12 protein-coding genes are annotated in these 12,485 nt (G+C 56.4%); 3 read left to right on the top strand and 9 right to left on the bottom strand.

Going from position 1 to position 12,485, the window contains the following annotated elements; all coding sequences use genetic code 11:
* Positions 1–109 precede the first annotated feature (109 nt).
* Positions 110–1,555, bottom strand: a complete 1,446-nt coding sequence (gene pyk / locus A3OW_RS0117115) for a pyruvate kinase (RefSeq protein WP_020564673.1) — start codon at positions 1,553–1,555, stop codon at positions 110–112.
* 15 nt (positions 1,556–1,570) lie between these two features.
* Complete coding sequence (gene gap, locus A3OW_RS0117110; RefSeq protein WP_020564672.1) at positions 1,571–2,584, bottom strand: type I glyceraldehyde-3-phosphate dehydrogenase; 1,014 nt, start codon at positions 2,582–2,584, stop codon at positions 1,571–1,573.
* A gap of 336 nt (positions 2,585–2,920) precedes the next feature.
* On the opposite strand from gap, the gene A3OW_RS0117105 reads away from it, so the two are divergent.
* The 3 genes from A3OW_RS0117105 to A3OW_RS0117095 are packed head-to-tail and all read left to right on the top strand — an operon-like array spanning position 2,921 to position 6,835.
* Positions 2,921–3,583 (top strand): protein-L-isoaspartate(D-aspartate) O-methyltransferase, encoded by a 663-nt coding sequence (locus A3OW_RS0117105; RefSeq protein ID WP_020564671.1) that lies wholly within the window; start codon positions 2,921–2,923, stop codon positions 3,581–3,583.
* A 52-nt stretch (positions 3,584–3,635) separates the two neighbouring features.
* A complete protein-coding gene (locus A3OW_RS0117100; RefSeq protein ID WP_020564670.1) occupies positions 3,636–4,379 on the top strand; it encodes a protein-L-isoaspartate(D-aspartate) O-methyltransferase in 744 nt (247 codons plus the stop codon).
* On the top strand, positions 4,376–6,835 hold the full coding sequence (locus A3OW_RS0117095) for a spermine/spermidine synthase domain-containing protein (protein ID WP_020564669.1): 2,460 nt from the start codon (positions 4,376–4,378) through the stop codon (positions 6,833–6,835). The genes A3OW_RS0117100 and A3OW_RS0117095 overlap by 4 nt, the downstream gene beginning before the upstream one ends.
* Before the next feature lie 98 nt (positions 6,836–6,933).
* Here A3OW_RS0117095 and A3OW_RS25370 read toward each other — a convergent pair whose 3' ends face one another.
* From A3OW_RS25370 to rnpA, 7 genes are all read right to left on the bottom strand, one after another.
* The gene (locus A3OW_RS25370) at positions 6,934–7,272 is read right to left on the bottom strand and encodes a hypothetical protein (RefSeq protein WP_157385934.1); all 339 of its coding nucleotides are present in this window, start codon (positions 7,270–7,272) and stop codon (positions 6,934–6,936) included.
* A 254-nt stretch (positions 7,273–7,526) separates the two neighbouring features.
* Entirely contained in the window at positions 7,527–7,943 is a 417-nt protein-coding gene (locus A3OW_RS0117085; protein WP_157385933.1) for a hypothetical protein, read from the bottom strand.
* 63 nt (positions 7,944–8,006) lie between these two features.
* Entirely contained in the window at positions 8,007–8,534 is a 528-nt protein-coding gene (locus A3OW_RS25365; RefSeq protein WP_157385932.1) for a hypothetical protein, read from the bottom strand.
* Positions 8,535–8,826: 292 nt separating this feature from the next.
* Positions 8,827–10,173, bottom strand: a complete 1,347-nt coding sequence (gene mnmE / locus A3OW_RS0117075; protein WP_020564665.1) for a tRNA uridine-5-carboxymethylaminomethyl(34) synthesis GTPase MnmE — start codon at positions 10,171–10,173, stop codon at positions 8,827–8,829.
* A 9-nt stretch (positions 10,174–10,182) separates the two neighbouring features.
* The gene (gene yidC, locus A3OW_RS0117070) at positions 10,183–11,904 is read right to left on the bottom strand and encodes a membrane protein insertase YidC (RefSeq protein ID WP_026223682.1); all 1,722 of its coding nucleotides are present in this window, start codon (positions 11,902–11,904) and stop codon (positions 10,183–10,185) included.
* Positions 11,897–12,130: a membrane protein insertion efficiency factor YidD gene (yidD, locus tag A3OW_RS27320; RefSeq protein ID WP_083918240.1), complete on the bottom strand. Its 234-nt coding sequence runs from the start codon at positions 12,128–12,130 to the stop codon at positions 11,897–11,899. Before yidD ends, yidC begins: the two co-directional genes overlap by 8 nt.
* Positions 12,112–12,480: a ribonuclease P protein component gene (rnpA, locus tag A3OW_RS0117065; RefSeq protein WP_026223681.1), complete on the bottom strand. Its 369-nt coding sequence runs from the start codon at positions 12,478–12,480 to the stop codon at positions 12,112–12,114. Before rnpA ends, yidD begins: the two co-directional genes overlap by 19 nt.
* Positions 12,481–12,485: the final 5 nt, after the last annotated feature.

The raw sequence follows: 12,485 nt of genomic DNA, 5'->3' as shown, positions 1-12,485 counted from the left end.
TTCGCACGGGTTGGGCGGCATAAACCGCCGGTCCCAATCCGTACGAATGAAAGACAAGGTTTTAAGCGGGCTTGATGGATGTCCGCTTGTGTTGAATGGATTGTTTTCGTTAAGGCGTCATGCCTTGTCCGACAATGATCACTTTCAATGCGTTGGTGCCGCCTTCAACGCCGTTGAGATCGCCTTTGGTGATGATGAATTTGTCGCCGTCTTTGGCTTTGTACCATTTTCTGAGCTCCTTGACGACGTCGCGGTTGACTTCGAAATGATCGTAATTCTGTTGAATTTCGAAATAGATCGGGAAAACACCGCGGTACAAAGTCACTTTACCCAGAGTTTTTTCCTGGCTGCTCAAGGCGAAAATGGGAATGCCGGAACTGATCCGGGACATCCACAAGGTCGTCGCGCCGGATTCGGTCAGCGCGGCAATGCCCTTCATCTTGGTGTGATTCGCCATGTACATGGCCGACATCGCGATCGCTTCGTCGACCCGCTCGAACTGTATTTTGATGCGATGATCCGATTGGCGGACGCTCGGCTGCTTTTCGGCTTCGACACAGATCCGGTGCATGGCCTCGACCGCCTTGATCGGGTATTTGCCGGAAGCGGTTTCCGCCGACAGCATGATGGCGTCGGTGCCGTCGTAGACGGCGTTGGCGACGTCGAGAACTTCGGCGCGCGTCGGAATCGGATTGTCGATCATCGATTCCATCATCTGCGTCGCGGTAATGGCGACCCGGTTGAGCTCCCTCGTCCGCTTGATCAGATGCTTCTGCACCGCCGGCAGATTGGCGTCGCCGATTTCGACGCCCAAATCGCCGCGGGCGACCATGATGACGTCGGAAGCCAGAATGATTTCATCCATCACCTCCAGCGCCTCGGCGCGCTCCACTTTGGCGACGATGCCGGCATGGGAGCCTTCGGCCTCGAGCAGGCGGCGCGCTTCGTTCAGGTCTTCCGCGCAACGCGGGAACGACACGGCGACGAAATCGCAGCCGATCTTCGCGATCGTCTTGATGTCTTCCTTGTCCTTGTCGGTCAAAGCCGCCGCCGACAAGCCGCCACCGAGCAGGTTGATGCCTTTGTTGTTGGACAGATAACCGCCGACGGCGACCTTGCAGTTGATGCGCAGGTTCGGTTCGACGTTCACCACGTCGAGCACGATGCGGCCGTCATCCAGCAACAGGCGGCTGCCGGGCTTGACCTCGCGGGGCAAGGGCTCGTAGCTGATGCCGACCTGCGTCTCGTCGCCGTCCAGTTTGCCTATGTTGATGTCCAGCGCGAAGTCCTGACCTTCGTTGATGAAAACCTTGGTGTCCTTGAAGCGCTCGATGCGAATCTTGGGGCCTTGCAGGTCTCCGAGAATGCCGACGCGGCGGCCGGTTTTCCTGCTCAGTTCCCGGACCCGGTTCGCGCGATTGATGTGATCTTCCGCGGAACCGTGTGAAAAATTCATCCGCACCACGTCGATGCCGGCGTCGAATAACCCTTCCAGCACGCCGGGTTTATCGGTCGCCGGTCCCAGGGTCGCTAAAATTTTGGTTCGTCTTAACATTCGATGATAAATAGTTTATTTGGCGTTGACCAAGGCAACGGTGGTATCCAGCATTCGGTTCGAGAAGCCCCATTCGTTGTCGTACCAGGACAGCACCTTGACGAAATCGCCGTCGACGACGTAAGTGGAAGGCGCTTCGAAGATCGAGGAAGCCGGATTGTGGTTGAAGTCGCTCGACACCAGCGGCAGATCGTTAATCGCCAGGATGCCTTTCAGCGGGCCTTCGGAAGCGGCGGTCAGAACCGACGTGATTTCTTCCTTGCTGGTCGGACGCTTCGCTTTGAACACCAGATCGACGACCGACACGTTGATGGTCGGAACGCGCATTGCGAAACCGTCCAGTTTGCCTTTCAGTTCCGGCAATACCAGCCCTACCGCGGCGGCGGCGCCGGTTTTGGTCGGAATCATCGATTGCGTTGCCGAGCGCGCGCGGCGCAGGTCGCTGTGGTAAACGTCGGTCAGCACCTGGTCGTTCGTGTACGAGTGGATCGTGGTCATCAAACCGTGTTCGATGCCGATCGCATCATGCAGAGGCTTGACCAGAGGCGCCAAGCAGTTGGTGGTGCAGGAAGCATTCGAGATGACCGTGTCGGAGGCTTTCAGCGTGTTGTGGTTGACGCCGTAAACGATCGTCGCATCGACGTCGTTGCCGCCCGGAGCGGAGATGATTACTTTTTTCGCGCCGGCGGTGAGGTGCGCGGACGCTTTGGCCTTGCTGGTGAACAGGCCGGTGCATTCATGCACGACGTCGATGCCCAGCTCGCCCCAGGGCAATTTCGAGGGGTCGCGTTCGGAGAGAACTCGGATCCGGTCGCCGTTGATCACGATGTAGTCGCCGTCGACAGCTACGTCGAAAGGAAATTTGCCGTGCACGGTGTCGTACTGGGTCAGGTGCGCGTTGGTCTTGCTGTCGCCCAGATCGTTGATTGCAACGACTTTGATTTCATTGGTGCGGCCGGATTCATAAAGGGCGCGAATCACATTGCGGCCGATACGGCCATAACCATTGATTGCAATTTTAATTGCCATTGAGTCTCTCCAGAGTGATGATATGAAAACCGAAACTTAGCGGGGACAAGCCGAAGCTTCCCCTAAAATAACGCACTATATCAAAAAACATGACCGTCCGTCTATTGACGCGGCGGTTTGAACGCATGGCCTTTTGCCCCGGCAGCCGGATTAACCCGGAAGGAACGATTGGGTTTAATGGAAGCCCGCCGCCTCGATCACGAAAAAGCAACTTTTCCTTGAGGGAAAATGTCCGATGATTGTTTTTGAATAATCGGGCTCTCCGCTCTTTTCCCGAGCGGCTCATACCGGCTTTTTTTCCTTCTTCCTAGTCAACCCGGGAATACCTACAAGCCTATGAACGATATACAGAGCATGCTGGACGATATCCAGCAGGAAACCGCCTATACCAGCCTTTTTACCGGAAGGGAGAAACTGTCCGGCCGCGTGATGGACGCCATGGGCAGGGTGCCGCGCGACCAATTCGTCCCTTTGAGCCAGGTAAATCGCGCGTTCAACAACGGTCCGCTTCCGATCGGCTCCGGCCAGACCATATCCCAGCCTTATATTGTCGCCTTGATGACCGATCTTTTAGAGATCGGCAAACACGCATCGGTTCTTGAGATCGGCACAGGCTCGGGCTATCAGACGGCCATTTTATCGCTTCTGGCCGAGAAGGTTTACAGCGTGGAAATCATTCAGTCGCTCAGCGAAGAGGCGCAGGCGCGCTTCAAGGAAATGCATTACGGCAATATCAAGACCCGTGTCGGCAACGGCTATGAAGGCTGGCCGGAGTTCGCCCCATACGACGGCATCATCGTGACGGCGGCGGCGCCTTACGTTCCGGACGCCCTGGTCGAACAATTAAAGCCCGGCGGCCGGCTGGTCATTCCGGTAGGCTTGCCTCATGCTCATCAGGAGCTGATGCTGCTGGAAAAACGTCCGGAAGGCAAAAATCGGCCAGTCAAAATTCTTGAAGTGGCGTTCGTGCCTTTGATCGACCATCCCAAGCCCCTGTAATCGGGAATTCTTGGGGAGCTTCGGCCCATCGATTTTTTTGGAACTCATCATTATGTTCAGGCCTGTTTCTTATCTGTTGTTGCTGCTGGTCTTTTCGATTTTCCTGCCGGCAAGCCAGGCGCATGCCGAAGACGCCTATTTGAAGCAACGCATGGCGCTGATTGACGAAATCCGGGCCGGCGTCAAGGAAACGGCCGTCATGCTCGGCCGCGGCGCGTTGAATCCGCGCGTTCTGGAAGCCTTGAAAAAAGTCCCGAGGCACGAGTTCGTCGCTGACGAGTACCGGCCTTACGCCTATGAAAACCGGCCTCTGCCGATCGGCCATGGGCAAACCATTTCGCAGCCCTACATCGTCGCCGTCATGACCGACCTGCTCGACGTCGATAAAACCTCCAAAGTGCTCGAAATCGGCACCGGCTCGGCGTATCAGGCCGCGATCCTCGGCGAAATCGCCGCCGACGTCTACACTATCGAAATCGTCGAACCGCTGGCGCAATCGGCCGGGGATCGGCTGCAACGCCTGCATTACGACAACGTGCACGCCCGGCAGGGCGACGGCTATGACGGCTGGGCGGAAGCGGGGCCTTTCGACGCGATTCTGGTCACCGCGGCCGCCAGCCATATTCCGCCTCCGCTGATCAAGCAGTTGAAGCCGGGCGGGCGCATGCTGATTCCGGTCGGCGACCGCTTCAACGTACAGCAACTGGTCCTGGTGGAGAAGAACCCGAACGGCAAAATAATCACCCGGCAATTGCTGCCGGTGGCTTTCGTGCCGTTGACCGGGACGCATCCTTGACGTCCTTTGCAACGACCGCCATCAAAACCGCTGCCCTGTCGTTTGCGGTCGCTTTGCTCTCCGCGTCTTCTCTCGCCTATGAAGTCTTATTGATGCGGCTGTTTTCGATCATTCAGTGGCATCATTTCGCCTATATGATCATCAGCATGGCGCTGCTGGGCTTTGGCGTCAGCGGTCTCATTCTGGCGTTGCTGCGGGGCCGACTGGTCTCCCGTTTCGATCGGATATTTCCCGCGGCAGTCCTTGGCTTCGGCGTTTCCGCCCCCGGCTGCTTCTGGCTGGCGCAACGCATTCCGTTCAATCCTTCGGAAATATTCTGGTCGCCGCAGCAGTTGCCGCTGTTGTTTCTCCTTTATTTGCTATTGGCCATCCCATTCTTTTTCGCCGCCTCTGCGATTGGTCTGGCATTATACCGCTACCCGGAGCGGATCTCCGGCATTTATGCCGCCGACTTGACGGGCGCCGGCCTCGGCAGCCTGGCCGTTATCGGCTTGCTGTTTTTAATTCCTCCGGAACGCGCCCTCATCGTTCTGTCGCTCGCCGCGATCCTCGGGCTGATGCCGTTTTACTGCCTGGACACAAAACCGGATCGGTGGATGCTCGTCGCCTGTTTCCTGGCCGCAGGCGCCCTGTTATGGGTTCCTGAACAGTGGCAGTCCCTGCATATTTCGCCTTACAAGGAGTTGCCGCAAGCACTGCTCATTCCGGGCACGAAAGTCGTCGACCACTTTTCCAGTCCCATCGGTTACGTCCATGTCACCGAGAATGACGAGATTCCTCTGCGCCACGCACCGGGGCTCAGCCTGAACGCCGACGTGACGCTGCCTCCGCAACGGGCGCTGTTCATCGATGCCGACAATATGTCGGCCATCACCCGTTTCGACGGCAATCCCGCCAGTCTTTCCTATCTGGATCAGACTACCTCGGCCCTGCCTTTTCATTTGCGTAAACCGGAACATTTGCTGATTTTGGGCGCGGGGACCGGCAGTGATCTGTTGCAGGCGCGCTTTTTCGATATCAAAACCGTCGATGCGGTGGAATTGAACAGCCGGTTGCTCGACTATCTGCGCGAACGGCAGAACGCGTTCAGCGGCGGCTTATTTTCCGCAGACAACATACGCTGGCACATCGGCGAAGCGCGCGGCTTCGTCTCGGCATCGCGGGAGCCGTTCGACATGATCGAGATCTCTCTGCTGGACGCTTTCGGCGCTTCCTCGGCCGGCTTGTATGCCTTGAGCGAAAATTATCTCTACACCGTCGAAGCCTTGCAGGGCTATCTCGAACACCTTAAGCCCCAAGGCTATCTGGCCATCACCCGCTGGATCAAAATGCCGCCCCGCGATCATCTCAAATTGTTCGCAACGGCCGTGGCGGCGTTGAAAAATACCGGTCACTCCGATCCGGAACGCCGCTTGATCCTGATCCGCGGCTGGCAGACCGGCACGCTCCTGGTCAAAAGCGGCGTGGTGACTCCTGCGAAAATCGACGCATTGAAAACCTTCTGCGAAGCGCGCAGTTTCGACGTCGATTATTATCCCGGCATGACCGAAGCCGAAACCAACCTCTACAATATGGTCCCGGAGCCGACGCCGTACCATGCCGTGAAAGCGTTGTTGAGCCCGTTGAGTGAGTCCTACATGGGCGGCTATAAATTCGACATCCATCCTGCGACCGACGACAAACCGTATTTTTTCAAGTTTTTCAAATGGAGCACGCTACCCGAAATCGCGTCGCTGTACGGACAAGGCGGCCTCTCGCTGCTGGAAAGCGGCTACATCGTGCTGATTGCCGGGGCGCTGCAAGCCTTTCTGGCCGGCGCGTTGTTCATCGGCCTGCCTTTGTGGAAATGGCAGGACAAACTCGGTTTCCAGCCCCGCTCGGGTTCTTCGTTACGGCTGTCGGCGTACTTTTTTTGTCTGGGTTTGGCGTTTCTGTTCATAGAAATCGCCTTCATCCAGAAATTCATCCTGTTTCTGCACCATCCCGTGTATTCGGTCGCGGCCGTCCTGAATACTTTTTTAATCGCAGCAGGCGTGGGCAGTTTTCTGTCTCCATGGTGCGGCCGGTATGAAAACGGGCATTGGTATCCGATCCTGGGCATTGCCGTGACCGCCTTGCTGTACCTTGGCCTTCTCGAAACGCTCACCGCCTATTTGCTGCACCAGCCGTCCTGGTTCAATGCCGGGATTTCGATGCTGCTGACGGCGCCTTTGGGATTTTTTATGGGGATGCCTTTTCCCCTGGGTTTGACCCGAATCCATCGGCTGAATCCGGCTTGGATTCCCTGGGCCTGGGGCGTCAACGGCTTCGCCTCGGTCATCAGCACGATGCTGGCGACCCTTATCGCCATGCACTGGGGTTTCAATATCCTGATTCTGGCCGCAATAGGGCTTTATCTATTGGCCGGTCTGTGCCTGTCCGCCGTCGATCGCCATTCGCCCAAGTTGAACACCTAAAGGCTGGGGCCGTCCTTTGGGTATGGCAGGTGGGTTATCCGTTCTGGAACCCCCGCTCCGTTTTATCGGACTGATTCTTTCCCTTGTTAGGCCCGGCGCTAGGGCCTGGGCATTTCCCCCGGAGCAGTCCCCCCCGCATCCTGCAAGGAACCGTACGTCAAGCCGTCCGGCAATGGCACGCGATGGCCTTTGTGATACATGCATTGAATAAAACCGATGTCGTAGAGCCGCTGACCCTCTTCATCGGATTGCGGTTTGACCGGTGAAGAAGTCAAAGGCTCTCTGGCAAACTGTCTGCAATCCTCTTCGTCCCGATGGAACAGGGCAAGATCCTTGCCCTCGCCGGGCAGCACCAAAACACCCGGCCCGGTAGGAATTGAAGCCGAACAGGAAGCCAGGAGCGGCAGCAGCATCAGTGATTTTAAATTCCGCATCATAATCGTAGTCTCCGTTAAAATTTCGACAAAGATTGAAGCCGACTGAGGCATAGAGGCACTCTCCCGGGATTTGCCGGATAACATCAATCATAACCGATTTTGCGGACTCTCTTCCGTTTCAGGCGATAACGCGAAAACCGTACAGGCAATAAGAAAGACTCGCCCGATACGACAAGGAATAACGCCGGGAGGTCGGCACGGATCCTGGTAACAATCGACCAATGGCAGGCCTTTCGCTTCAAGCCGGGCCGACATCAGCGTCGGCTGCGGCCGCCCAGACCCGGCCGTCCGCCTCCCCCCAAGCCGCCTCCTATATTTCCACTGCTTCCGGGAGAAAGGCTGCCTCGCCCGCCGGGTCCCGGCCCTCCGCTCCGGTCAGGGAAAGACGGGCGTCCGCCGTATCGGCCTCCCCACGTACTGTCTTGCCAGTCAGGACGCGGGCGCGGCGACCAGTAGTCGTAACGCCGATACGGTCTGTATCCGTAATAGTAATAGGGATAAGGATAATAATAACGAAATGGCCAATAGCCCCAGCCATAGCCGTAATAAGGGGCATAGCCGTAGTAGTTCCAGCCATAATAACCGTAGCCATAAGGACGGGCATAAATGGCGCAACCTTGCAGCAACAGGACTCCTGCCAGCACGACTGCGGTAACTGTCAAGCGTTTCATAGACTTCCCATCGAAAAAGCGAGCAAATGGTCCAATGCGCATAGTCATGAACAAACCTCGGCCTTAGCGCGCCGGAAGAGGGGGGGAGACCGCAGGCGGCGCAGGCGAATGATATGGCTCGTTCCTGTTTTTGGGACTTGCCATGCTTTCATCCACGAAGTTTCCGGAAACCGGAACACGATTTCCGTGCGCATACATGCACTGAATATAGCTCATGTCGTACCTCTCCTGAGCCTCATATCCCGAGCTGCGAGCGGCTTCCGTTCCCATCAGGCTGCCCGCCAGAAGTCCTCCGCCCGCTCCGACGGCAGCGCCTTCGCCGCCTCCGAAAGCAGCTCCGGCCGCGGCGCCGAGGGCCGTGCCGGCCACCGCGCTACCGACTCCGCTAGCCGAGGCAGCCTGGCTCGGAGCCACTCCGCCGACTTGGCCGAAAGCATACTGGCGGCAATAGGCGTCCTCCAACCGAAACTGATCGAAAGTTTTTCCAGGTCCCGGCAAGAGCAGCACGCCGGGCCCCGTCGGAAGCGTGGTACAAGCGGACAGCATGATCAGCGCTTCTAACCCCCCTGATGAGGGACGTAGAAATCTCATTTTCTTGCCTTGTCAAATCGAAGCCCATAAACAAAGGAAAAACGGATCGCAACCGGTCAGCGAACGACTCAGGCAAACCTGAAGTAAACCCAAAAGGCCAAGTCGACACTCGGCCTTCAACGCGCCGGCTTGGTTCATTCCGTTTCCCAGAAACGATGATTTGAGAAGATCAAGCGCGACTTAGTTCAGCGCAGTCTACTAATTTTCATGAAGAAATGATATTGGCCGGTTAATAGGCAGCGACCGAGTGATAATTCCTCTAATAATCGGAAAGCGGGGAGGAAGAGGGGAATTACTTGCCGATACAAAAACTGGAAAATATTTTTCCAAGAAGATCGTCGGAGGTAAATTGACCGGTGATTTCGCCCAGGGCATTTTGAGCCATTCTCAATTCTTCGGCGACCAGTTCTCCGGCATGGCTTTCCTGCAACAAGCGCAGGGCGTTTTGGACAAACTCGTGGCCCTGCCTGAGTGCTTCGAGATGGCGTCTGCGGGCGATGAACACATCTTCGGCGGCTTCGTTGAAACCGACGCTCTGCTTGAGATGCTGCGTTAACAGTGCCATGCCTGCACCGGTCTTAACCGAGAGATAGACTCGGCTGCCGCGCGCGGATTCGATCAGGGCGGGAGGCTGATTGGTCAGGTCGATCTTGTTGTAGACCTCGGTTAGCGGTATTCCGGGGGGCAAGGTTTCCAGGATGGGCTCGACATCGGGCTCTCTGGCATCGATCAACAGCAGGATCAGGTCGGCCTTGCCGATTTCTTCGCGGGCGCGGCGAATGCCTTCCTGTTCGACGATGTTGTCGCTGTCCCTAAGCCCTGCGGTATCGATAACGTGCAGCGGCATGCCGTCGAGCTGGATGCGCTCGCGCAGGACGTCGCGCGTGGTGCCGGCGACGTCGGTCACGATCGCGGCCTCGTGGCCGGCCAGCGCGTTCAGAAGACTGGACTTGCCGGCGTTGGGCCGGCCCGCCAGCACGACGGTCATTCCGTCGCGCAATAAGCGGCCCTGTTTGGCGGTCTGCCGGATCCGCTCGATGCGCTGAAGCAGTTTGACTATGCGGTTTTCGACGACGCCGTCGCTCAAGAAATCGATTTCCTCCTCGACAAAATCGATCGCCGCTTCGACGTAAGTCCTAAGCTCGGTAATCTCGGCAACCAACTCGTTGACTTGACTGGAAAACAGCCCCTGCATCGATTTTTGCGCGGACCGGACCGATTGTTCGGTGCTGCTTTCGATCAGGTCGGCGACGGCTTCGGCTTGAGCCAAGTCCAGCTTGTTGTTGAGAAAGGCGCGCTCGGTGAATTCGCCGGGGCGGGCCAGCCGAGCGCCCAATTCCAGAATTCGGCGCAGCAACATGTCCATCACTACGGAGCCGCCGTGCGCCTGCACTTCCAGCACGTCTTCGCCGGTATACGAAGCCGGAGCGGGAAAATAGAGGCTGAGGCCGGAATCGATCACGCAGCCGTCGCCATCGAGAAAGGAAGCGTATTGCGCCAGCCTCGGCACAAGGGGTTTGTTATGGAGTTGTTGAGCGATACTGGAAACTAGCGCGCCCGACAGGCGGATGATACCGACGCCGCCGTTGCCCGGCGGCGTCGCGATGGCGGCAATGGTGTCTCGAGTATCGATAACCATTGGCGTGTTTTATGCGGACTGTTCTATTTTCTTTGAAATGTACATTTGCTGGAAGATGGACAGGGTATTGTTGACCACCCAGTACAGAACCAGACCTGCCGGAAAGAACAGGAAGAAGATGGTGAAAATGATCGGGAACATCTTGATCACCTTCGCCTGAACCGGATCGATCGGAGCCGGATTGAGCCCTTGCTGGATTTTCATCGTGACGCCCATGATCAGCGGCAGCACGTAGAAAGGATCCATTACCGACAAATCCTGAATCCACAACGCAAAAGGCGCCTGACGGAATTCAACGGTTTCGCCGAGCACCCAGTACAGGCACATAAAGACCGGAATCTGCAGCAGTAAAGGCAAACAGCCGCCCAAAGGATTCACCTGCTCTTTTTTGTACAGCGCCATCATTTCCTGGTTGAAGCGGGGACGGTCGTCGGCGAATCGCTCCTGCAGTTCTTTCAAGCGCGGCTGGACTTTCCGCATTTTGGCCATCGATTTGAAGCTGGCTTGCGTCAACGGGAACATCAGCGCCTTAATCACCAGAGTGACGCCGATGATGGCAATGCCCCAGTTGCCGAACAGGTTATGAATTTGATTCAGCAACCAGTAAATGGGTTTGCCGATGAAAGTCAGCACGCTGTAATCCACCGTCAGCTCGAGCCCCGGCGCAATCTGCTCCATGACCGGCTGAATTTTCGGTCCGGCGAACAACCGGGACGTCAAGGTGGCCTCCGAATTCGGAGCCACGGTTACCGCCGGCGAATACGATCCGATCACAAACCGTTGGTCCGGAAGCGCCTTGGTGTAAAAATGATTTTCCTGATCGGCCGGAGGAATCCATGCCGAAGCAAAATAATGCTGAATGAAGGCCGCCCATCCACCCTGGCTGGTAGCATCCAGATTGTCCTCGGCCATGTCGTCGAAGCTGATCTTCTGGTATTTTTCCTTTTGGGTATAGACGACGCCCCCGTTGTAGGCGCGCATTCCTCCTGCAAGCATGCTGCCCTGCTTTTCTATATCGGGCGTTCTGAGCAGTTGGCTGTACTGTCTCCCTGTCCACGGAGCCGCTGACTGGTTGGCGACTTTCTGATCCAGCTTGATTTCATAGCTGCCGCGCTTGAACGTATAAAGTTTGGTTACGGCAAGTCCCTTACTGTCGGTCCAGGTCAAAGGCACCGTCAGGGTATCCTGGCCGGGTGCCAAAGTATAAGTTTCCTGACCCGAGGTAAAAGGGGCGTGATGGTCGGCCGCGGCGGCAGAACCCGATCCTGCGATCAGGCCGCTTTGGGCAACGAAGAGTTTTTCCTGGCTGCTGTTAAAGAGACGGACAGGCGAAAGATCGGTTTTCGCTTCCGAAAAGCCGAACATTTTACGCAGGCTGTTGACGTAGGTGTTGGGTTTCTCCACCGGATAAGCCAGCAAGTCCAGATTCTGAATGCTGCCGCCCTGTAGATCAATCTGCAAGGCCAGCACGTCGGTCCGCACGGTAATCGCTTTGCTCTCCGGCGTTTTGGCTGCCGCTGCGGCAGGAGCCGGAGCCTGGCCTTCCGTTGCTGCAGGGGCGGAAGGCGTGGCGCTTGCCGCCGAAGGCAAGTCCTCCTTCGAATGATCGACCGCCGGCTGTTCCACCGTGGCAACCGGAGGTTTGGGGCCGTAATCTTGCTGCCATGCTTGGTAAAGCATGAACACCAGCATGCCAAAAGTGACGATCAGTATAAACCTTATATTATCCATTTTTATTACCAAATTTTTCTGGAACAGGATCAATGCCGCCTGGATGAAAAGGATGGCATTTCAATAATCTTTTAAAAGTCAGATACAAGCCGGGAAGGGCGCCGTGGCGCTGAAGAGCTTCTATGGAATAACTCGAACAGCTTGGATAGAAGCGACAATGATCCCCAAGCAAGGGACTGATAAAGTATTTGTAACACTTTATGATCGCTATGAGCGTGAAGCGCATCGGGATATCAGCCTGAGCCAATGCCTGTCCAGTGACTTTCTCAATAATTCCAGCGGAGCGTCTACAGCGTCCCGGCGTGCCAGAACGACAATGTCCATACCCCCCAAATTTCGTTGCTGGATTCTAAAGTTTTCCCGCACAGTCCGTTTAATGACGTTCCTGTTCACTGCCTTTTTTATATTTTTTTTGGCAATCGCCAAGCCCAGCCTCGGATGATCGAACTCATTCCGAACGGCTAAAAGGGTAAAATACTGATCACTGGATTTTACAGGACTGGCGAAAACCTTTTTATATTCATCCGGCTTCTTCAATCTTAACTGCGGGGGGAAACCAAAATCGCGGGCCGTCACGCAAT

Source organism: Methylosarcina fibrata AML-C10 (genome assembly GCF_000372865.1).
Classification (GTDB): Bacteria; Pseudomonadota; Gammaproteobacteria; order Methylococcales; family Methylomonadaceae; genus Methylosarcina; species Methylosarcina fibrata.
Note: the sequence above shows the minus strand (reverse complement) of the source record. Positions and strands in the feature narration are given on the sequence as shown.

Excerpts from the sequence above, each read along its gene's own strand:
- pyk (WP_020564673.1), bottom strand. The coding sequence starts at position 1,555 with ATGTTAAGACGAACCAAAATTTTAGCGACCCTGGGACCGGCGACCGAT.
- gap (WP_020564672.1), bottom strand. The coding sequence starts at position 2,584 with ATGGCAATTAAAATTGCAATCAATGGTTATGGCCGTATCGGCCGCAAT.
- A3OW_RS0117105 (WP_020564671.1), top strand. The coding sequence starts at position 2,921 with ATGAACGATATACAGAGCATGCTGGACGATATCCAGCAGGAAACCGCC.
- A3OW_RS0117100 (WP_020564670.1), top strand. The coding sequence starts at position 3,636 with ATGTTCAGGCCTGTTTCTTATCTGTTGTTGCTGCTGGTCTTTTCGATT.
- A3OW_RS25370 (WP_157385934.1), bottom strand. The coding sequence starts at position 7,272 with ATGATGCGGAATTTAAAATCACTGATGCTGCTGCCGCTCCTGGCTTCC.
- A3OW_RS0117085 (WP_157385933.1), bottom strand. The coding sequence starts at position 7,943 with ATGAAACGCTTGACAGTTACCGCAGTCGTGCTGGCAGGAGTCCTGTTG.
- A3OW_RS25365 (WP_157385932.1), bottom strand. The coding sequence starts at position 8,534 with ATGAGATTTCTACGTCCCTCATCAGGGGGGTTAGAAGCGCTGATCATG.
- mnmE (WP_020564665.1), bottom strand. The coding sequence starts at position 10,173 with ATGGTTATCGATACTCGAGACACCATTGCCGCCATCGCGACGCCGCCG.
- yidC (WP_026223682.1), bottom strand. The coding sequence starts at position 11,904 with ATGGATAATATAAGGTTTATACTGATCGTCACTTTTGGCATGCTGGTG.
- yidD (WP_083918240.1), bottom strand. The coding sequence starts at position 12,130 with ATGCGCTTCACGCTCATAGCGATCATAAAGTGTTACAAATACTTTATC.